Origin of the sequence: Pseudomonas sp. JUb42 (genome assembly GCF_024807945.1) — a bacterium.
In the GTDB taxonomy this organism is placed as follows: domain Bacteria; phylum Pseudomonadota; class Gammaproteobacteria; order Pseudomonadales; family Pseudomonadaceae; genus Aquipseudomonas.
Window position 1 is genome coordinate 99,989 of sequence record NZ_JANUFD010000016.1, and the last position, 19,122, is coordinate 119,110.

The 19,122-nt window shown below is 60.6% G+C and carries 19 protein-coding genes; 12 read left to right on the top strand and 7 right to left on the bottom strand.

Annotated elements, in window-relative coordinates; genetic code table 11:
* Window positions 1-13: 13 nt before the first annotated feature.
* From M2401_RS27160 to M2401_RS27175, 4 genes are all read right to left on the bottom strand, one after another.
* Entirely contained in the window at window positions 14-1,693 is a 1,680-nt protein-coding gene (locus M2401_RS27160; protein ID WP_259108278.1) for an NAD(P)/FAD-dependent oxidoreductase, read from the bottom strand.
* Window positions 1,694-1,923: 230 nt separating this feature from the next.
* On the bottom strand, window positions 1,924-2,382 hold the full coding sequence (locus M2401_RS27165) for an Lrp/AsnC family transcriptional regulator (protein ID WP_259108294.1): 459 nt from the start codon (window positions 2,380-2,382) through the stop codon (window positions 1,924-1,926).
* Window positions 2,383-2,592: 210 nt separating this feature from the next.
* A complete protein-coding gene (locus M2401_RS27170) occupies window positions 2,593-3,360 on the bottom strand; it encodes a class II aldolase/adducin family protein (protein WP_259108311.1) in 768 nt (255 codons plus the stop codon).
* A gap of 24 nt (window positions 3,361-3,384) precedes the next feature.
* Complete coding sequence (locus M2401_RS27175; protein ID WP_409033990.1) at window positions 3,385-4,428, bottom strand: ABC transporter substrate-binding protein; 1,044 nt, start codon at window positions 4,426-4,428, stop codon at window positions 3,385-3,387.
* Window positions 4,429-4,831: 403 nt separating this feature from the next.
* Between M2401_RS27175 and M2401_RS27180 the strand changes: the two genes are divergently transcribed.
* From M2401_RS27180 to M2401_RS27200, 5 genes are all read left to right on the top strand, one after another.
* Window positions 4,832-5,422 (top strand): helix-turn-helix domain-containing protein, encoded by a 591-nt coding sequence (locus tag M2401_RS27180; protein ID WP_259108508.1) that lies wholly within the window; start codon window positions 4,832-4,834, stop codon window positions 5,420-5,422.
* A gap of 262 nt (window positions 5,423-5,684) precedes the next feature.
* The gene (locus M2401_RS27185) at window positions 5,685-6,692 is read left to right on the top strand and encodes a 2-keto-3-deoxygluconate permease (RefSeq protein WP_310504154.1); all 1,008 of its coding nucleotides are present in this window, start codon (window positions 5,685-5,687) and stop codon (window positions 6,690-6,692) included.
* Window positions 6,689-7,933 (top strand): four-carbon acid sugar kinase family protein, encoded by a 1,245-nt coding sequence (locus M2401_RS27190; RefSeq protein WP_259108317.1) that lies wholly within the window; start codon window positions 6,689-6,691, stop codon window positions 7,931-7,933. Before M2401_RS27185 ends, M2401_RS27190 begins: the two co-directional genes overlap by 4 nt.
* A gap of 31 nt (window positions 7,934-7,964) precedes the next feature.
* The gene (pdxA, locus tag M2401_RS27195) at window positions 7,965-8,966 is read left to right on the top strand and encodes a 4-hydroxythreonine-4-phosphate dehydrogenase PdxA (protein ID WP_259108320.1); all 1,002 of its coding nucleotides are present in this window, start codon (window positions 7,965-7,967) and stop codon (window positions 8,964-8,966) included.
* A gap of 40 nt (window positions 8,967-9,006) precedes the next feature.
* Entirely contained in the window at window positions 9,007-9,786 is a 780-nt protein-coding gene (locus M2401_RS27200; protein ID WP_259108323.1) for a DeoR/GlpR family DNA-binding transcription regulator, read from the top strand.
* Window positions 9,787-9,943: 157 nt separating this feature from the next.
* On the opposite strand, the gene M2401_RS27205 is transcribed toward M2401_RS27200, so the two are convergent.
* Window positions 9,944-10,993, bottom strand: coding sequence for a methyl-accepting chemotaxis protein (locus M2401_RS27205; protein WP_310504155.1), 1,050 nt, complete (start codon window positions 10,991-10,993; stop codon window positions 9,944-9,946).
* A gap of 264 nt (window positions 10,994-11,257) precedes the next feature.
* Complete coding sequence (locus M2401_RS27210; RefSeq protein ID WP_259108325.1) at window positions 11,258-12,322, bottom strand: FUSC family protein; 1,065 nt, start codon at window positions 12,320-12,322, stop codon at window positions 11,258-11,260.
* Between the two features lie 178 nt (window positions 12,323-12,500).
* On the opposite strand from M2401_RS27210, the gene M2401_RS27215 reads away from it, so the two are divergent.
* The 7 genes from M2401_RS27215 to M2401_RS27245 all read left to right on the top strand — a co-directional run bounded on the left by M2401_RS27215 (window position 12,501) and on the right by M2401_RS27245 (window position 17,721).
* Window positions 12,501-13,121, top strand: coding sequence for a YjfI family protein (locus tag M2401_RS27215; protein WP_259108328.1), 621 nt, complete (start codon window positions 12,501-12,503; stop codon window positions 13,119-13,121).
* 13 nt (window positions 13,122-13,134) lie between these two features.
* The gene (locus tag M2401_RS27220) at window positions 13,135-13,839 is read left to right on the top strand and encodes a PspA/IM30 family protein (RefSeq protein WP_259108331.1); all 705 of its coding nucleotides are present in this window, start codon (window positions 13,135-13,137) and stop codon (window positions 13,837-13,839) included.
* Window positions 13,840-13,911: 72 nt separating this feature from the next.
* Window positions 13,912-14,472, top strand: coding sequence for a rhomboid family intramembrane serine protease (locus M2401_RS27225; protein ID WP_259108333.1), 561 nt, complete (start codon window positions 13,912-13,914; stop codon window positions 14,470-14,472).
* A 10-nt stretch (window positions 14,473-14,482) separates the two neighbouring features.
* Complete coding sequence (locus M2401_RS27230; RefSeq protein WP_259108336.1) at window positions 14,483-15,148, top strand: YjfK family protein; 666 nt, start codon at window positions 14,483-14,485, stop codon at window positions 15,146-15,148.
* Between the two features lie 226 nt (window positions 15,149-15,374).
* Window positions 15,375-15,800, top strand: coding sequence for a DUF350 domain-containing protein (locus M2401_RS27235; protein ID WP_259108338.1), 426 nt, complete (start codon window positions 15,375-15,377; stop codon window positions 15,798-15,800).
* 26 nt (window positions 15,801-15,826) lie between these two features.
* Window positions 15,827-16,549 (top strand): DUF1190 domain-containing protein, encoded by a 723-nt coding sequence (locus M2401_RS27240; protein WP_259108340.1) that lies wholly within the window; start codon window positions 15,827-15,829, stop codon window positions 16,547-16,549.
* A gap of 14 nt (window positions 16,550-16,563) precedes the next feature.
* Window positions 16,564-17,721 (top strand): glutathionylspermidine synthase family protein, encoded by a 1,158-nt coding sequence (locus M2401_RS27245; RefSeq protein ID WP_259108342.1) that lies wholly within the window; start codon window positions 16,564-16,566, stop codon window positions 17,719-17,721.
* Window positions 17,722-17,903: 182 nt separating this feature from the next.
* On the opposite strand, the gene M2401_RS27250 is transcribed toward M2401_RS27245, so the two are convergent.
* Complete coding sequence (locus M2401_RS27250) at window positions 17,904-19,037, bottom strand: Fic family protein (RefSeq protein ID WP_259108344.1); 1,134 nt, start codon at window positions 19,035-19,037, stop codon at window positions 17,904-17,906.
* Window positions 19,038-19,122: the final 85 nt, after the last annotated feature.

Here is a 19,122-nt window from a genome sequence, read left to right on the forward strand (position 1 = left end):
GGCGTGCCTCCAATCAGTCGGGCAAGGCAATCGGGCCGATCTCGGCGAAGACATCGCCGGGGCCCGGGTTTTCGGCGTGGGTCTTGCCACCGAAGTGGGTCATGATCCCCCACACCGCATTGAGCGAGGTCTGCACCGCGCCTTCGACCCAGGCCGGAGTCCACGATACATCGTCGCCCGCGATAAAGATGCCGCGCTGTTCGGCAGGCATGTCCTGTTGCATGAAGTGCGCGTACATACGTTGGTTATAACGGTAATGGCCCGGCAATGCACCTTTGAAAGCGCCGAGGAAGTACGGGTCGGCCTCCCAGGACACGGTGATTGGGTCGCCGATGATATGGGCGGCGATATCGACCTTCGGGTAGATCTTTTTCAGCGCATCCAGGGCCAGCTTGACCCGCTTGTCGGTGGGCTGCGGCAGCATTTTCAGGGCATCGCTCATCCACGAGTAGGACAGGCAGATGACCCCTGGCTTGTCCTCGCCGTTATCGAACAGGTAGGTGCCGCGGGTCAGGCGATCGGTGAGGGTCATGCTCATCAAATCGCGGCCGGTTTCCGGGTCTTTGTCCTTCCAGAACGGGCGGTCGACCATGACGAAGGTTTTCGACGACTGCATGTAGCGGGTGCGGTCCAGGGCCATCCACATCTTCTGCGAGAACAGCGATTCCTCGCAGTCGATCTGGGTGGTCAGCAGCCAGCTCTGGCAGGTGGTCAGCACGGCGGCGTAGTGGCCGACATTGCCCCAGTCATCGGTCACGGCAAAGCGTCCGTCGGCGGCGCGGGCAATGCGTTTGGCCCCGGCGCGTGGCGCGCCGCGATGCAGCGACGACAGGCTGGTGCCTTCGGGCCAGTGGGCGCAACGCTCCGGCACATGGCGCCAGATGCCCTGGGGCACCTGCTCGACGCCGCCGACGATCAGGTGCTGGTGATCGTCGCAATTGGTCATGACCACGCGGAAGATTTCCAGCATCGAATTGGGGAAGTCCGAATCCCAGCCGCCGGTGCCGAAACCAACCTGGCCGAACACTTCGCGGTGGGCAAAAGACAGCTTGGCGAAGGCTTTCGAGGTGGCGACGAAGTCGTAGAAAGTGCGGTCGTCCCACAGCGGCACGAGGGTGTTCCACAGCTGTTTCAGACGCGGTACATCGCGGTCGCGGATGGCCTGCTGGATGTCGGCGAATTGCGAGCCGGCTTCCAGGGCATCGGCCCAGGCGTCGGCCACTTCCTGAAACAGCGCGGGCAGGTCGGCGATGGACTGGGCGTAGTAGGTCGAGCCTTCCAGATCGATGACCGTGCTCCCGGACGCCGGCGTCAGCGGGTTGGGGAAGGGCTTGGACTCCAGGCCCAGTTTGTCGACGTAGTGATAGAAGGCCGTGGACGACACCGGAAAGCGCATGCCACCCAGCTCGGCAATCACCCCTTCGGCACCCTCGAACGCCTGGGAGCGCAAGCGCCCGCCCAGTTTCGAGGCCTCGTACACCACCGGCTTGAGGCCCAGCTTCATCAGCTCGTAGGCCGCCACCAGCCCGGCGATCCCGGCCCCGACAATCGCCACCTCCGCGCCATGCTGCTCGGCGGGAATGCAGCCCAGACCCGCCGGATGTTCGATCCAGGCATCGAAGGCGAACGGGAAGTCCGGGCCAAAGATAGTGATGGGTTTCTTGCCGTCGGCGGGGTGGCGATTGTTGTTCATGGCTGACCTTGTTCGGCTGGGACGCGAAAGGGCACAGTCTAGACAAGGGATGGCACGTTAATAAGACGCAATGTGTCGTCGTTATGCAGGGTTTTCTATCAATATGACGAAATTGGTGAGCATTTAGATCGTTGGAGCGAGGCTTGCCCGCGAAGATCGCGAAGCGGTTTGCCTGACACTCCACGTTGGTTGGTTCGCGGGCAAGCCTCGCTCCAACGAAGTCGCGATAATCAAACCTGCCCGCGATCAATCTTGCTGCTGAGAATAATCGAGGTGGTGGTCTTCTCGACGCCATCGACGCTGCCGATCAGGTCCAGCAATTCGTCGAGCTGTTCGGGCGAGTCAGTGCGCAGCCAGGCGACGTAGTCGAATTCGCCGCTGACCGCACACAGCTGCTGCACCTGGGCCAGGGTGCTGAGGCGGCGCAGGACTTCCTTGCCGGAGCGCGGTTGTACGGTGATGCCGACATACGCTTGCAAACCGCCATCGACCACGCGCTGGCTCAGGCGCACGCCGTAACCGGTGATGACCTTGCTGCTTTCTAGCCGGGCCAGGCGCGAGGTCACGGTGGTGCGGGCGATGCCCAGTTGCCGGGCGAGCATGGCCACGCTTTCCCTGGCATTGAGTTGCAGGGCGGCGATCAGCTGGCGGTCGATTTCATCGAGAACGGGCGGGCGGGTGGCGGACAAGGCAGGTCTCCTGTGGGCGGGGACATCTTACCTGCTTGAATGGGGCTGTGCGGCCCTGAGCTGAACACAGAAACTGTGGGAGCGGATTCATCCGCGAAGGGGGTAGTACATCCAATACATTTGCATCGACTGCACCGCCGTTTTCGCGAATGAATTCGCTCCCACAAAATTCCCTCCCACCACTCTCCTTGCAGTATGGCCGGATGAATCCTACAGCTTGTATTCGGGCGCTATCCGATCCAACAGCCGCAACAACGCCGCCCAGGCAAACTGCACGGCATCCGGGTCGCTCAGTTCGCCTTCGGGCACGTCCTTGCCCGGTTCGTTGAATTGCTGCTCGGTACGACGGCAGACTTCGTCCGGTGGCAAGCGCAGGGTGCCACCGGCCTGGGCGGCCAACTGGATTTCGCAAGCCTTTTCCAGGTAATACATGCGCAGGAACGCCTGCTTGACGCTGTCGCCCACGGTCAGCAGGCCGTGGTTGCGCAGGATCATCACCGACTTGTTGCCAAGGTCCTCTACCAGGCGCTGCTGTTCGCTGAAGTTCAAGGCGATGCCTTCGTAGTCGTGGTACGCCACCCGACCATAGAACTCCAGGGAGATCTGGTTGACCGGCAGCAGGCCGCCTTCCTGGGCCGCCACCGCGCAACCGGCTCTGGTGTGGGTGTGCAGCACGCACTGGGCGTCTTCGCGGGCACGGTGGATCGCGCTATGAATGACGAACCCGGCCGGGTTGACCGGGTAGGCGCTGTCCTGGACCTTGTTGCCGTCCAGATCGATCTTGACCAGGTTCGAGGCGGTAATCTCCTCGAAGAACAGCCCATAGGGATTGATCAGGAAGTGGTGCTCAGGCCCGGGCAGGCGTACCGAGATATGCGTCGAGATCAGGTCGGTCATGCGGTAGTGCGCGATCAGACGATAGCAGGCTGCCAGCTCTTGCCTGAGTTGCCATTCTTCCTGGCTGTAAAGGTGTTCCATAAGGGCTCCGGTCAGGGGGATCTGTCAGTGGGCGAGCCAAGCGTTGAGGCGCTCTTCCAGTTCTTCGCCGTGGTCGACCCAGAACTCGATATTCAACGGCACGGCCACGGCCATGTTTTGCGGCGAAGTGGCAATCCACGGGGCCTTGTCGGCGTCGAGTTTGTCGGCCAGGGATTTGTTGGTCACGCCATAAGCGATCATATGGGCAAACTTCTGCTGCGGCTCGGCCTGGTTGGCGTAGGCGATGAACGTGTTGGCAGAGTCGCTATGGGCCGAGTGCTTGGTGATGGCCCAGTAGTCCATGCTGTACAGCGAACCTTGCCACAGCGGTGCAACTTTCAGGCCTTCACTGGCGGCTACGGCGCCGCGACCGCTAAAAGCGGTACTCATGACCGCGTCGCCCGAAGCCAGCCACTGCATTGGCTGGGAGCCGGCTTCCCACCACTGGATCGACGACTTGAGCTTGTCCAGCTTGGCGAAGGCGCGATCAACCCCGGCCGGAGTGCCCAGCACTTTATAGACGTCGGCCGCCGCGACGCCGTCGGCCAGCAGGGCGTATTCGAGGGTGTACATGGCGCCTTTGCGCAGGCCGCGTTTGCCGGGGTATTTGGTGGTGTCCCAGAAGTCTGCCCAGGACGTCGGCGCGGTCTTGACCTTGTCGGTGGCATACACCAGCGGCATGCCCCAGACCAGCGCAGCGGAACCGCAGTCCTGTTTCGCGCCAGCGATCAGTTGGTCGCTGCCGCCGAGTTTGTTCCAGTCGAGTTTCTGGAACAGGCCTTCGGCGCAGCCGCGCTCCAGATCCGGTGCTTCGACCTGAACCACGTCCCAGTCGGCATGGCCGGTTTCGGCCATGACTTTGATCTTGGCCATTTCGCCGTTGTATTCGCTCTGCACCACGTCGACCCCAGCCTTCTTCGCGAAGGGCTCGAAGATCGCGGTGTTCTGGACTTTCTGCGCGGCACCGCCGAAACCGACGATGACCATGCTTTCTGCCGCAAGGGCGGGCAAAGGCGAGAGCATCAACAACGCACAGGCAATTTTTAGTTTTTTACTGTTCATCGACATTTTCCTAACGGCCAGAGGCCTTGCTCGGCAAACAGGGAGGGGCGGCGATCAGACACGCTGAAGCTCCCAGGCTGCGCAGGGGTAAACGGATTTAAACAGGCACGTAGTGAATAAACGGGGCGATCTGGCCATGAGGCAGAAGGACTCTGCGCAGACCGGTGCAGCTTGATTTTTTTATGACACCCATTCGGTGTGGGCGTGATCCAGAGACTAATCCAGACGCAGTGAAAAAAATAGACAGAAAAGACTCTTTTGTGAAAAAAAATCTAATAATTTCACTATCGCTAAAATCCTCTCGAGGCATTGGACTATTGTCAGGCCATGCCCCCTACAATGCGGCTTGCTTCATCGACATCAGGGCACCGAGGGAAACATGACATCAGGCAAGACCCGCGACAGCGCCATGGATGCGCAACCCGGACAGGACGACGCGCCCGCCAGCGAGAGCTTTCTCGGTGAGCGCATTCGCGGCCTGCGCAAGCGCCAGGGCCTGACCCTGGCCGAACTGGCCCGGCAAAGCCACCTGTCGGTGGGCTACATCAGCCAGCTCGAACGCGACCTGTCGCGGCCCTCGGTAGACACCTTGCTGAAGATCGGCCGCTGCCTGGGCGTGAATATCCAGTGGTTCTTCTCGACGCGCATGGAAGTCGCCAGCGCCGACGCGGGCTATGTGGTGCGCAAGGACAGCCGTCAGAACATCCACTATGACGACGGCATCCACGATCAACTGCTGACCCCAAGCCCCAGCGGGCAGATCGAAATGGTCCACTCGCGCTTCCCTCCCGGCGCCTACAACCGCACCAGCTACACCCACGAAGGTGAAGAGGTGGGCTTTGTGCTCACCGGCAGTTTCGAGCTGTGGGTGGGCGAGCGGCATTTTCGCCTGCAAGCGGGCGACAGCTTCCGCTTTGCCAGCCAGGAGCCGCATCGCTACGGCAATCCGGGCGAGGTCGATGCGGTGGTGATCTGGGTGATTACGCCGCCGACCTATTGACCTTGCTTGCATAGACGTTGGAGCGAGGCTTGCCCGCGAAGGACCTTCCAGACCCTGGATAAGTATCGGCTGTAACGGCCTCTTCGCGGGCAAGCCTCGCTCCCACGACTCTTCTCATCTCCTTGTGCCTTGCACACGAAATGACTGAATGATCATAAAAATGATTGATTTGCTCATTTTATGCAAATGTTCTAATCTTTTTGAGCGAAACGATCATTCGTATGATCGTTTTGATCAAATCATAAGAATAAGGAGACAACCCGTGGCCCAGATTCCTATCAAGCGTTCGATAGAACGTGTACCCGGCGGGATGATGATCGTCCCGCTGCTGCTTGGTTCGCTTGTCGCTACCTTCCTGCCCGATATGCCGAAGTTCTTTGGCTCCTTCACCAATGCCCTGTTTACCGGCTCGCTGCCGATCCTTGCGGTGTTCTACGTGTGCATGGGCGCCAGCATCGACGTCAAGGCCACGCCTTATCTGCTGAAGAAAGGCGGTGTGCTGTTCGGCGCCAAGGTTGGTACGGCGATTTTGGTGGGTGTGGTCATGGGCCATTTCCTCGGGGAGCAGCCGGTCACCTCGGGCATCTTTGCCGGGATCTCGACTCTGGCCGTGGTGGCGGCGATGAACGACACCAACGGTGGCCTGTACATGGCCCTGATGGGCCAATACGGTCGTTCGGAAGACGTCGGCGCCTATTCGGTGATGTCTCTGGAATCCGGCCCGTTCCTGACCATGGTCACCCTGGGCGTGGCCGGTCTGGCGGCGTTTCCCTGGCCGACGCTGGTGGGGGCGATTTTGCCGTTGTTGCTGGGCATGCTGCTGGGCAATCTGGACCGCGAGATGCGCGACTTCCTGGCCAAGGCCGTGCCGGTGATGATCCCGTTCTTCGCCCTGGCCCTGGGCGCCAGCCTCGATCTGCACAAGGTCTGGCAGGCAGGCTTGCTGGGTATCGCCCTGGGTGTTGCGGTGGTCGTGGTGACGGGTATTCCGCTGTATTTCGCTGATCGCCTGTCAGGCGGTACGGGGGTGGCGGGAGTCGCCGCAGCCAACACCGCTGGCAATGCCGCCGCCGTGCCCGCGCTGATTGCGGCGGCGAACCCGGTGTATACCGAGGCGGCCAATAGCGCGACGCTGCTGGTCGCAGCCTGCGTCGTAGTCACGGCCATTTTGTCGCCGATTCTTACGGCAACTGTCGCCAAGCGCTACAAGGAGCGTCAGGCTGCACGGGCACCGCACTACGTCGGTGGCGAGCAAGAGGTACGCCGATGAACCTGCTGATCATTGCCGATGACCTCTCCGGCGCTGCCGACTGTGCGATTGGCTTTGCCAGTGTCGGCCTGCCCACGGTGGTGACCCTCGATCCGTCCCGGGATACTGGCGCGGCCCAGGTGATCGCCGCCGATACCGACAGCCGCCGCCTGGCGCCCGAAGCGGCGGCGCAGCGAGCATTGTCCACCTTCAAGGCGTTGCTCAAACCGGGCCAGCGCCTGTACAAAAAGATCGACTCGACCCTGCGCGGCAATTGGGCCGCCGAAGTGGCGGCGTTACAAAGCCTGGCCGGGTTGGCCATCGTCGCCCCGGCGTTTCCGGCGACCGGGCGCACGACTCTCGATGGTCGTATATGGGTCAATGGTCAGCCCCTGGAAAGCACCGATACCTGGCAACTGGAGCACGCCGGCCGTTGCGCGGATATCGACGGTCTGTTGGCCGAAGCGGGCCTGCGTACGGCGCCGTTGAAACTGGAGGTCCTGCGCGGCGATGTTCAGGCGTTGGCCGAACATATTCATGCGGCGGCTCGCAGCGGCGTGCAGGCGTTGATCGTCGATGCGCAGACCGCCCAGGACCTGCGCATCCTTGCCCGGGTCACCCTGGAGCTGGATCAGCCGTTGTACTGGGTCGGCTCCGGTGGCCTGGCGCGGGAGATCGCGCAACTGGCCGGGCTGTCGGATGCGCTGACCGAGGGGCTGCCTGCTGCTGCACAAGCACCGATCCTGGCCTTGGTCGGCAGCCTGTCCGAGGTCTGCCAGCGACAATGCGCGCTGCTCAAGGCACGCGCCGATATCGACGAGTTGATCGTGCCGCCCGAGGTCCTGCGCCAGGGTGCGCAGCATGCTCGCTGGGATAACTGGCAGATGGATATCGGCCAGGTGCTGGCGCAGGGCCGCGATCTGCTGTTGCGCATCGGCCGTGATGAAGCTTTCGATCCGGCTGAGGGCGTACAGCTTTCCGAACAACTGGCTGCCATGGTCGCGCCGCACTTCAGCAAGCTTGGCGGCCTGGTCGCCACGGGCGGTGAAACTGCGCGGGCGATGCTCGGCGCGGTGGGCATTGGCAGCCTGCAACTGCTTGCTGAAGTCGAGGCCGGAGTGGCCTTCGGGCGCCCCGTTACGAATGGGCATTGCCCCGGCATTGTCACCAAGGCTGGCGCATTCGGTACCGACCACGCGCTGTATGCCGCGTGGCTGCATTTACACGGCCTGAGCGAACCGCTGGCCGTGGCGAACATTTAAACCGTATTTTTTAAAGGATTTAGGTAAGCACATGAGCGACTATCTCCCCGTCATCGGCATCACCATGGGCGACGCCAGCGGCGTCGGACCGGAAATCATCGTCAAGAGCCTGACCCACGACATCGTCTACCAACAATGCCGTCCGCTGGTGATCGGCGATGCGCGACGCCTGGAGCAGGCCAACCGCATCGTCAATGGCAGCGCCAAGGTACGGCGAATCAAGGACGCCTCCGAAGCGCTGTACGAGCCTGGCACCATCGATTGCGTGGACCTGGACCTGATCCCCGACGACCTGCCGTTCGGCCAGCTGTCGTCGATTGCCGGGGACGCCGCCTACCAGTACATCGCCCGCGCTGTGGTTCTGGCCGAAGCGGGGCAGATCGACGCCATCTGCACCGCACCGCTGAACAAGGAAGCGCTGCACGCCGGTGGCCACAAGTATCCCGGCCATACCGAGATGCTCGCGCACCTGACCCATGTCGACGAAGTGTCGATGATGCTGGTCGCGCCGCAACTGCGGGTGATCCACGTCACCACCCATATCGGCATCATCGACGCCATCCGCAAGATCGAGCCGGGCCTGGTCCAGCGCACCATCGAACGCGGCAATGCGACCCTGATCAAGGCCGGTATTGCTCGCCCGCGCATTGGTGTCTGCGGCATCAATCCCCATGCCGGGGAGAACGGCCTGTTCGGTTATGGCGAGGAAGAAGAGAAGATCATTCCGGCGGTCAAGCTGTTGCAGGAACAGGGGCTGGATGTGACTGGGCCGCTGCCTGCCGATACGCTGTTCTTCCGCGCCGGACGCGGCGACTTCGATCTGGTGGTGGCGATGTATCACGATCAGGGCCACGGGCCGGTCAAGGTCCTGGGTCTGGAGGCCGGGGTCAATGTGACCGTGGGCCTGGAAGTGATTCGTACCTCGGTGGACCATGGCACTGCGTTCGACATCGCCGGCAAGGGCATCGCCGACGAGCGCAGCCTGCTCGAAGCCTTGCGCCAAGGGGCCGAGCTGGCGACACGCCGGGGCTGAGTCGCGTACTATCGGCGGCCGTCCTGATGCGAGATCTTTCATGAAAGCGAGCGACCGCCACCGCGCCATTCTCGAGCTTGTTCGCGCCCGCGATACCAATGTCGAGCAATTGAGTGCCGCGCTCGGTGTGTCCGAAGCCACGGTGCGCCGCGACCTGACCATGCTCGCCAAGCAGCGTCATCTGGTGCGCACCCACGGTGGCGCCACGGCGCTGGTCGGTGTGCATGAGCCAGAAGCCTCACTGGAAGAACGCAAGGCCAGCCAGCGCGATCAGAAAGAAGCCATCGCCCGTGCCGCCGCTGCCCATGTGCAGGACGGCGACACGGTGCTGCTCGACGGCGGCACCACCTGCGCGGCCCTCGCGGTGCATCTGTATTCGCGGCAAAACATCCATGTGGTGACCAACAATCTGCTCGCCGTGATGACCCTGGCCAATGCGCCGGGGGTGCAGTTGACCCTGATCGGTGGCGACCTGCGCGGCTCAAGCATGAGCACCCTGGGCCCGCTGGCCGAGCTGTCCCTGAGCCGCCTGAGTGTCGACAAGGCTTTCCTCGGCGCCGATGGCGTGGTGGCCGATTTCGGCTTGTGCGAAGCCAGCGCGCAGCAGGCCTATCTCAAGGAATGCATCATCAAGCGTGCGGCTCAGGTCATCGTCCTGGCCGACTCGCAAAAACTCGGCCGCGCTCGGCAACAACACTGGACTCCCATCGAGCGCGAGTGGCTGTTGATCACCTCGGCGGCGGACGAGGCTGAACTGGCGGCATTTCGTGCGGTGAAGGATGTGACGGTGCAGGTGGTTGAGTGTGCCGCGAGTGAATAGCGAGGGCGACCTCCAGGGTATAAATTCTGTGGGCTGAATTTTGTGGGAGCGAATTCATTCGCGAAGAGGCCAGTACATTCGATACACATCTGTCGTCTGAACCGCCGCTTTCGCGAATGAATTCGCTCCTACAGATTGTTCGCCCCGGATTTTTTCACTATCCAACTGTTTCAGGATCCGGCAACCGCTGCTCGATCACTCCCACCCAGCCCATCCCTTTATAGGTCTCGAACCCCGGCGTCAGGGAATAGCCCTGGATGATATTGTCCTGCAGAGTGCTGTAGCCGCTCTGCTGGCCATTCTTGATTTGCAACTGGATACTTTCGCCCAGGTGGCTTTCGGTGTCGGAGCTGGCGATGATCTTGTGGTTGGCATCGACCATCATCACCCTGCTACGCGAGCGCTCTTCGTTGGTCAGGCGCACGCCGTCGATGACGGACGCGGCCTGGGCCTGCCAGTCGAAGAAAATGCCGATCACGCCGATGACCGGGCTCAGGCGGTTTTCGCTGCTGCGCACGCCGGCGCTGAAGGCGCAGGTCTGGGCGTTGTTAAGCAGCGGTTCGACGGCCACTTCCCCGGCGTAATACTGGTCGCCTGAACTGTGGCGCATGGCCTGGGTGAACCAGGGGGCCTGCGAGACATCGGCGCCGATCACCTTGCCATGGGCTTTCGGTCGGCCGGAAGCGATGACTTTGCCGCGGCTGTCGGCCACCCAGATATCCAGGTACACGGTGTAGCTGTCGAGGATGATGCCCAGGCGTTCGCTGGCATGGGCGCAGGTCTCGGCATTGGGGCGCGACAGCACATCCAGCAGCGAGGCATCGGTCGCCCACCAGCGCACGTCGCAGGTGCGCTCATAGAGGTTGCGGTCGATGATTTCGATCAGATTCAGCGACAAATCGGCCAAGCGCTGCCCGCGCATGTCGAAGCACATACTCTGGCCCAGTTCGGTCAGCTCATTGACCGCCGCCTGCAGGTCCTGGGTCAGGCCGCTGGCGATTTTCGAGATGCGCTCGGAGATGTTCTTGACCTCTTCGGCCACTACCGAAAAGCCGCGCCCGGCGCTGCCCGCATGGGCCGCTTCGATCAACGCATTGACCGCCAGCAGGCGTGTCTGGCGGGTGATCATTTGAATATCGCTGACGCCGCGAGTAGCCAGGGCTTCGACTTCCTTCGATAACGTCACAATCCGTTCGGGTTCGATCATGGTGTTCTGCTTAGAGTGTTAAGTGGCGGCAGCAGAAGAAAGAAAAGAATGCATAAAAGGGGCTATTAGTTGCCCCGTTAGTTGCCCTGCTTGTTGAGGGTCTGGTCTGATTTAAATAGTTAGCAGCCTATTTATTAGTTGGGCTGGCTTTTCGCCAGTAAACGCTAGCCGATATAGATGTCATTTGTCATGCACAGGACTATGCCCGGAAAAGATTTCAGCGGGCAATGTCGCAATTCAAGAAGGCGATGTCGCTTTTGTTGATCAGATCTTCCAGCGTCGCGCCGTCTTGGCCAGGCGCTGTTGCATGCCGTCGAGATTGCGCGCCATTTGTTGGGTGAGCAGGTGATAGCCGACCAGCTCCGGTGGCACTTGCATGGGGGCTGGAGTTGGCTCGGCTGTGCGCTTGAGGCGTTCGGTCGCGCCGGTTTGCAGGGCTCGGGCCATGCCGATCAACTGACGGCGAATCAGCCGGTGCTCGGCTTCCAGGCAGGCCTTGAGTTCGTCCGGGGCGTTGTCGATATCTTCCGGGCGGATATTGGCGAGTATTTCCAGGGTGCTCAGGCACATTCGGAAATGGCCCTGAATGGCTTCCAATTCGACAATGGAAATGCGCACTTCCTTGGACACCGAAGGCATCAGTGAGCGTAGCTGCAACATGATGGCGTTAAGTCCGCCCATCAACTTCAGGTGCTCGTCGGCAGTAATCGCCTGACCGTGGCTGATGCGCCCGTAGACTTTGGCGCAATCACGCAGGCCCTTGGCCAGGTTGTAGCGCCAGGAATAAACCGCGTAGAGCGGCAGGGCGAATGAAAACGCCAGCGCCAAGGCAATACCGATGAGGATATCGACGGTACGCCACAGACCATCGCTTATGGGGTTGTCACCATGCCCGGCGACGATAAACAGGGTGATGGCCGACAGCAGTGCGGTGTAACCACCCTTGCCGATGGCGTGATAGGCGAAGAAGCCGCAAGCCAGGGACATGATCAGGTAGGTCAGCAGCGGCTGGCCCAGGTAATTCTGTTGCGCCACTACCGCCAACCCGAGGCCTGCGCCGATCAGCGTGCCATAGGCGCGTTCCACCGACTTCTTGCCGATATTGCCGTGGTGCTGCAGGCCGCCGATCACGATGAGCATGGTCACCGAGGCCCATTCGCCATGGGGCAGGTTGATGCCGGTGGTCAGCATGATGGTCACCAGCAGACCGACGACGATCCGTGCAGCGTGGATCAGACGGGCGTGGCGGTAACGGCGATAAGGATCCAACAGCGGGCGCAGTACCCGGCGCAGCCAGGCGGGCAGATGAGCGGTGAAAGGCTTCTTCATACAGCAAAAAATCCAAAGGCTTACGACGTCCTCCAGTAGGCCACAGATTTTTCTGAAAGCAATCGGCGATCTTCTTCTATTCAGAATGAGATTTTTCTCACATGTGAGGACTTGCGCGTCTTCGATTTCAGGCCTAGTGTATGTCCTCATCACATGTGAGATTCACAGAGGCGCCGAAATGGCTCGGAAAACTTCAACCGATTACATGCGTGAAATGCGCGCACGGCTGACAGCTGCCGGGCTCGTGAAACGAGAGCTGTATGTTCTTCCGGAAAACGCAGATGTATTGCGAACGATCGAGAAAGCCCTACGCCAGCCCTACCGGGGCAACCGAGTCAAACTGGAGCAATTCATGACGGAAAATACCAACTGGACCATCGACACGCTGCATGCGGCCCTGGTCGAGCAAGACGCGGTCAGGAACAACGAGATTGAACTGACCCTGCTGCAAGGCGCCGAGCCGAGCCTGCAAGTGACCATGCATCAGTTTGGCGGCCTGCCAATCATCATCGCCATCGCTGGCAACCAGATTCTGGTGGACTCGGTGCTGGTCTACACATCCCAGGTCAAGGACGTTGCCGAGTTCAACGACGCCGTACTGCGCAGCCGGGACATTTTCCCGCTGTCGTCCATCGGCATCGAGACCATGCCCAATGGCGAGGCTGTCTACAACATGTTCGGCGCCCTCAGCGCAGCTTCGTCCCTGAGTGTGATCGTCCATGAAGTCCTCACCCTGGCGGACAACGTTATTCGTGCCGCCGAAGCCTACGAACACTTTTTAACTGCCGATTCGAAGTAAGGGAGACGTATTCATGAGCCTTTGGAAAAAAATGGTAACAGCCCTGCGCGGTGGTGCTTCGGAAGTTGGCGAAGCCATCGTCGATTCGCAAGCGCTGCGCATTCTTGATCAGGAAATCCGTGACGCCGACGCCTCGATGCTCGCTGCGCGCAACCAGCTGATTCAGATCAAAGCCAAGCACAAGCTGTCGGTACAGCGTGTTGAAGAGCACGACAAAAACATCGCCAACTGGGAACAGAAGGCCATGGCCGCGCTGAACCAGGGTGAAGAAGGCCTGGCCACCGAGTGCGCCGAGAAGGTCGCCGAGCTGACCGGCCTGCGCGATCAGGAGAAAACCGCCGCCGACCAGTTCGGCGCTCAGGTCGCCAAGCTGACGGCCCAGGTCACCAAAGCTGAAACCCAGATCAAGGGGCTGCGCCAGCAGGCAGACATGGCCAAGGCGCGTGACAGCGTGCAGCGTGCGCAGATCAATGCTGCAGCTGCTACCGGTGGCGCCAATGGCCGTCTGGAAACCGCCGTGGGTTCCCTGGCGCGCATCAAGCAGCGTCAGGATGAACAGGACGCCAAGCTCGAAGCCGCTGAAGAGCTGGCCGATGCGGCCAATGGCGGTGACCTGGAGCGCCGCCTGCAGGACGCGGGTATCGGCGCGAAAACCGGCGGTGCCGCCGACGTACTGGCCCGTCTGAAAGCACAAAGTCAGGCCGGCAAAGACGCGTAACCGGCACGACTACGAGGGGCAGGCGTACTGTTCGCCGGCCCCTTTTTCTGTGCGCTTTTCAGGGGTGTGAACATGAAGGTTGGAAACGGCCTGAGGCTTGTCCTCGGTCTTGCTGCCCTGATGATCGTGGTCCAGATAATCAATTCCGTGACCGGTAACAGCCTGCTCCATCATGGCCTGTTGCCGCGCACGCTCACAGGGCTGCAAGGCATCCTGTTCGCGCCGTTTCTGCACGGCTCGGTGCGCCACTTGCTGGGTAACTTGCTGCCCTTTGTCGTGCTCAGTTCGCTGGTACTGAGTGAGGGCGTATCGCGTTATGTGCGAGTGACAGTGCTGATTGCGATTCTCGGCGGTCTGATGGTCTGGGTCATCGGCCGGCCGCTCATGCATGTGGGCGCCAGCGGCGTGATTTTCGGGCTCTGGACTTACCTGCTGGCCAGGGCCTGGTATCAGCGCAGTCTGCTCAGTCTTGCCGTCGCTAGCGTTGCGTTGATTGGCTACAGCGGCTTGCTGCTGGGCTTCGTGCCGGTGCCGGGAGTTTCGATTGAGTCACACCTTTGCGGCGCCATAGCCGGTATCTTCGTCGCTTGGCTGATGCATGGCAAAAGCCTGGGCGAGCAAGCAGCGACTTAAGGAAAGCATTATGAGCTGGATAAAACGTGTTCTCGGCCTGCAAGCGCCGAATCGGCCGGGGGATGCCCCGCTGAATCCGGTCCCGGCCGGCAATCCGTTCGGGCTGGCGTCCGGGCGCATGCTGGATCTGGATGACTCCCTCAAGCTGCTGCTCGATGGCCATTCGGAACTGGTGGTGCCCAACGAGGAAGTGGTCTGGGCAGTCGGTCATGTCGACCTGGGGCAGTCCATGCGCCTGGTGCGTTTCTACTTCGAGGACGAAGATTACTGGCTGCAGGTGATCATGAACGGCTCGGCCACCGAGGACGTGCAGGACATCATTCTGTTCGGCTACAGCAGCGTGGTCACCATCAATAGCGAGGCCGAACTGAAGCGCCTGGTCGGCCCGCAATCGCAGATCGGCCTGCCGGTCTACGAGCACGAAGGCTACGAATACGGCCGCCAGTGGGGCACTGAACAAGGCCAGACCGAACTGACGCCGATGACCGAGCAGGTCACCAACCCGGAAACGTCTTACCGCATCCAGCACCTGAGCATGCTGTATGCGCGGGATACCGGGCTGATCGATCGTCGCGAGTTTCTGCTGCTGTCGGTCGAGGAAGATGAAGAGGGCAATGTGTCCCTGACCACCTCGGTGGGCGTCACGTTGCAGTCGACGGATTTTACGGTTCTGTAAGCAGGCAAACAAAACCCGACTCATGACTTGGAATGAGATTCTGTGGGAGCGGATTCATCCGCGAAGAGGCCGGTACAACCGGCGTATCTCTGTCGTTCGCAATGCTGCTTCGCGAATGAATTCGCTCCCACGGGCCTGCTGCGCTACAGCGCAATATCAGTGATAGAGCGGCATCTTTCACCAATCAAATAGCTATGTTGTTTGTCTCATTTAAAAGGAAGTAACCATGCTTGATATGTTGCGTATGTCGCTCAACGCCCAGGCGGTCACCAGTTTTGTCGTGTATATCGTCGTCGCAGCGCTGTTGTTCGCGCTGTTCCAGTTCGCCTATACGCGCATGACCCCGCACAAGGAATTCACCCTGATCCGTGAAGGCAACGTGGCTGCGGCCGTGGCCCTTGGCGGTGCGTTGATCGGCTTCGCTTTGCCTGCGAGCAATATCATTTCCTACAGCGTCAGTGTGCTGGATGCGGTGGTTTGGGCGTTGATCGCCGGTGTTGTGCAACTGCTGGCGTTCAGCGTCACCAGCCTGGTGCTCAAGGGCTTGTCTGCACGGATTGCCAAGGGCGAAATCGCTGCGGCCATTTATGCCGCCAGCGTGTCGATCAGTGTCGGCCTGCTCAATTCGGCCTGCATGACGCCTGCGACCTGATCGCCCGCTATCGAAAGGAGTATTCGATGAGACGCAGTTCCTTGAAGCTGGTCCTGGCCAGCACCCTGCCGCTGGCGATCAGTGCATGCAGCAAGCCGGATGACACGGTAGAGGTCAACACCCGCACCACCTTCACGACGGTCCAGGCTTGTGTGGATCAGAAGTTTCCCGTGGACGTGTGCTCCGACGCCTATATGAACGCCCTGGCGGATCATCGGCGCATCGCCCCGACTTATGACGATCAGGCCTCTTGTGAGGCGGATTTCGTCCCTGATTATTGCCAGCCAAATTCGGACGGCAAGTTTACGCCCAAGCTCGCCGGTTTCGAGCTGGGGGTTTCCGGTCGTCTGCCGAAAGACCAGGTCGCCGCAGCTCAGACCCAGGCCAACAATAATGGCGGCTCCGGCGGTGGCAACGGTTTCCTCACCGGCCTGCTGATCGGCAATCTGCTCAGCAGCAACAATGGCAGCAACAACTACTACTCGCAGCCGATCTACCAGACCCGCGACTCCCGTGGCGCCTATCAAAGCTCGACGCTGTCGAAGCAGATCGAGGACGGCAAGAGTTTCGGCCGCTCGACCCAGGCTCGCTCCAGTTCCACCGGCAGCTACAGCTCCGACACCCTGGCGCGCAATCTGGGCAGCGGCTCGGTCTCGTCCTCGGTTTCCCGCGGCGGCTTCGGCAGCCAGGCCACTGCACGCAGCGGTTGGGGTGGCAAGAGCAGCGGTGGTTTCAGCTCGGGCGGCTGACAGGAGCGGTATAAATGAAACGGATCGAGATCGAAGAGCGCCCCGACTGGCAGCAGACCGCCGAGCGTGAGGGTTTCGACTTTCACACCATCGGCGGCGAGCGCTATTGGGATGAGCGTGCCTATTACCAGTTCACGGAAGAACAGATCACCAAGGATATAGAAGCGCCTACCCAGGAACTGCACGCCATGTGCCTGGATGTTGTCGAGCGGGTAGTGGATAGCGAAGAACTGCTGACCCGCCTGGCCATCCCGCCAGCGTTCTTCGACCTGGTGCGCACCTCATGGAAGGAGGGGCATCCTCATCTCTATGGGCGCTTCGATTTCAGCTACGACGGCGTCAATCCCGCCAAGCTGCTCGAAGCCAATATGGACACGCCGACCTCCCTGTACGAGGCGGCGGCCTTTCAGTTGATCTGGCTGGAGGAGCAGATCGCCCGTGGCGTGTTGCCTGCCCAGGCCTCGCAATTCAACTCTCTGGCCGAGGACCTGGTGCGCGCCTTTGCCGCTATTCCACCGGGCGGGCGTTTCTATTTTTCGGCGATGTCCGGCTCCATCGAAGACCGCGGCACCACCGACTTCATGCGCAAGATGGCCGAATATATCGGCATCGAAACGCGGCATATCGATATCGAGGATATCGGCCTGACCCCCGAAGGGCGCTTCGTCGATCTGGATGGGCAATGGATCGAGCGTATCTTCAAACTGCACGCCTGGGAGCATGTGTTCCATGAACCCAACGGCCAGGCTATCCCCGGCTGCGACACGCAATTCATTGAGCCGGCATGGAAGTCGATCATCTCCAACAAAGGCATCCTGCCCTTGCTCTGGGAACTCAACGAAGGCCACCCCAATCTGCTGCCGTGCTTCGTGGATAAAGACCCGCGCGCGCCAGTGGCAAAGGGCTGGGTACGCAAGCCGTACTTCTCCCGCGAAGGCGCCAATATCGAAATCCGCACCCCTGGCGATCAGGTCATCTTTGAAGACGGCCCCTACAACGATGCGCCCTACATCCTTCAACAATTCGCGCCACTGCCGCGCTTTGGTGACAGCTATACGCTGATCGGTTCGTGGGTGATCGGCGACACCGCTTCAGGGATCGGCATTCGTGAGGACGACAGCCTGATCACCAAGGACAGCAGCCGGTTTCTGCCTCACGTTGTGCTGGGTTGATTAACGCAATTGTGGGAGACCACAACATCTGTAGGACCGGCGTTAGCCGGGAGGGCGCTCGCGGCTAAAGCCGCTCCTCCAAGAGCCACTTCAATTTTGAAGGTCTGGGTGGTAGCGAACTTGTTCGCGAGGCGTCGCACCTGAAACACCACGTCATGCCCGCTCGCCAATGTTTATCCCGCTTATTTAGCGTCTGATGGATTGATGCAATACCGAGTACTACGACCACCGCCCGCCATGCGTGTAATACAACCTTTATTCAACAAATCGCTGAGATGGCGAGTGGCAGTGGCCTTGGAAACCTTCGCCGCAGCCTGATACTGGGCTGCGTTGATGCCTCCCTCAAAACCTCGTTCACCGCCGTCGAGCAAGCGGTTCAGCACTTTGATCTGCTCGCCGGACAGGTCGTCATTGCGATGAATCTGCCAGAAGCGAGCCTTGGCGATCACGCGGTCGATACGGACCTGGGCCTGCTCAAGGCTGCGCAGCAAAGTTTGCAGAAACCACGTCAGCCAAGTGGTGATATCCGGCGTAGCTTTCTGGTGGGCTTCAAGGATCCGGTAATAGCTGGCGCGATCCTCAAGAATGCTGGCTGACATCGCATAAAGGCGAATTGCCTGCTGGTCGCTCTGGGCCAGAGCCATATCGGTGATTGTGCGAGTCAGCCTGCCATTGCCGTCATCGAATGGATGCAGCGTGACGAACCAGAAGTGGGCGATGCCGGCCCGGAGAAAGGGGTCGAGGCCTGCCTTGGTTCTGCTCGATACAAACCACGCGAGAAATTCGCCGACCTGCTGCTCCAGACCGTCGCGAGGAGGCGCCTCGAAATGCACGACGGGCCGATCCAGGCGACCGGAAACAACCTGCATGGGCTCTTCGTCGCGCAGTTGACCGATATACAAGTGTTGGCTCAGGGACACGTCGTCGTGCGCGAACAGCCAGCTATGCCAGGCAAACAGGCGCTCTTGGGTCAGTGGCGAGTCATGGCCAGCGGTGGCATCCATCAACAAAGCCGCCAGCCCTTCACTACGCGGGCTTGGTTTACCACTGTCAGCCAGGCCCAAGCGACGGGCCAGTGATGAGCGTACCGAGCCGACATTGAGTTGTTCGCCCTCGATGGCCGAGGAGGTGACGATGTTTTCCAGCATGGCATTGAGGTGGTTCAGCGCATCGGTATCACGGTCTACTACGCTAGCCACACCCAAAAGGCGGCCCTGCGCTTGGGCACAAACGCGGAGCAATGGGGCTAGCAGTTCAGTATTCCAGCTGAAATGCGGCCAGTCAGGGTGTTGCCAGATCCAGATGGGATCGTGCATGGGGCTGTGCTCCTGCCGTGAGCCGAATAATGAGTCTATTCGGCTCATTTAATGAGCCGATTATGTGAATTATTTGGCTCACTTG

Excerpts from the sequence above, each read along its gene's own strand:
- pdxA (WP_259108320.1), top strand. The coding sequence starts at position 7,965 with ATGAGCGACTATCTCCCCGTCATCGGCATCACCATGGGCGACGCCAGC.
- M2401_RS27215 (WP_259108328.1), top strand. The coding sequence starts at position 12,501 with ATGGCTCGGAAAACTTCAACCGATTACATGCGTGAAATGCGCGCACGG.
- M2401_RS27225 (WP_259108333.1), top strand. The coding sequence starts at position 13,912 with ATGAAGGTTGGAAACGGCCTGAGGCTTGTCCTCGGTCTTGCTGCCCTG.
- M2401_RS27205 (WP_310504155.1), bottom strand. The coding sequence starts at position 10,993 with ATGATCGAACCCGAACGGATTGTGACGTTATCGAAGGAAGTCGAAGCC.
- M2401_RS27200 (WP_259108323.1), top strand. The coding sequence starts at position 9,007 with ATGAAAGCGAGCGACCGCCACCGCGCCATTCTCGAGCTTGTTCGCGCC.
- M2401_RS27230 (WP_259108336.1), top strand. The coding sequence starts at position 14,483 with ATGAGCTGGATAAAACGTGTTCTCGGCCTGCAAGCGCCGAATCGGCCG.
- M2401_RS27220 (WP_259108331.1), top strand. The coding sequence starts at position 13,135 with ATGAGCCTTTGGAAAAAAATGGTAACAGCCCTGCGCGGTGGTGCTTCG.
- M2401_RS27170 (WP_259108311.1), bottom strand. The coding sequence starts at position 3,360 with ATGGAACACCTTTACAGCCAGGAAGAATGGCAACTCAGGCAAGAGCTG.
- M2401_RS27210 (WP_259108325.1), bottom strand. The coding sequence starts at position 12,322 with ATGAAGAAGCCTTTCACCGCTCATCTGCCCGCCTGGCTGCGCCGGGTA.
- M2401_RS27175 (WP_409033990.1), bottom strand. The coding sequence starts at position 4,428 with ATGTCGATGAACAGTAAAAAACTAAAAATTGCCTGTGCGTTGTTGATG.
- M2401_RS27235 (WP_259108338.1), top strand. The coding sequence starts at position 15,375 with ATGCTTGATATGTTGCGTATGTCGCTCAACGCCCAGGCGGTCACCAGT.
- M2401_RS27180 (WP_259108508.1), top strand. The coding sequence starts at position 4,832 with ATGGATGCGCAACCCGGACAGGACGACGCGCCCGCCAGCGAGAGCTTT.
- M2401_RS27240 (WP_259108340.1), top strand. The coding sequence starts at position 15,827 with ATGAGACGCAGTTCCTTGAAGCTGGTCCTGGCCAGCACCCTGCCGCTG.
- M2401_RS27190 (WP_259108317.1), top strand. The coding sequence starts at position 6,689 with ATGAACCTGCTGATCATTGCCGATGACCTCTCCGGCGCTGCCGACTGT.
- M2401_RS27160 (WP_259108278.1), bottom strand. The coding sequence starts at position 1,693 with ATGAACAACAATCGCCACCCCGCCGACGGCAAGAAACCCATCACTATC.
- M2401_RS27250 (WP_259108344.1), bottom strand. The coding sequence starts at position 19,037 with ATGCACGATCCCATCTGGATCTGGCAACACCCTGACTGGCCGCATTTC.
- M2401_RS27245 (WP_259108342.1), top strand. The coding sequence starts at position 16,564 with ATGAAACGGATCGAGATCGAAGAGCGCCCCGACTGGCAGCAGACCGCC.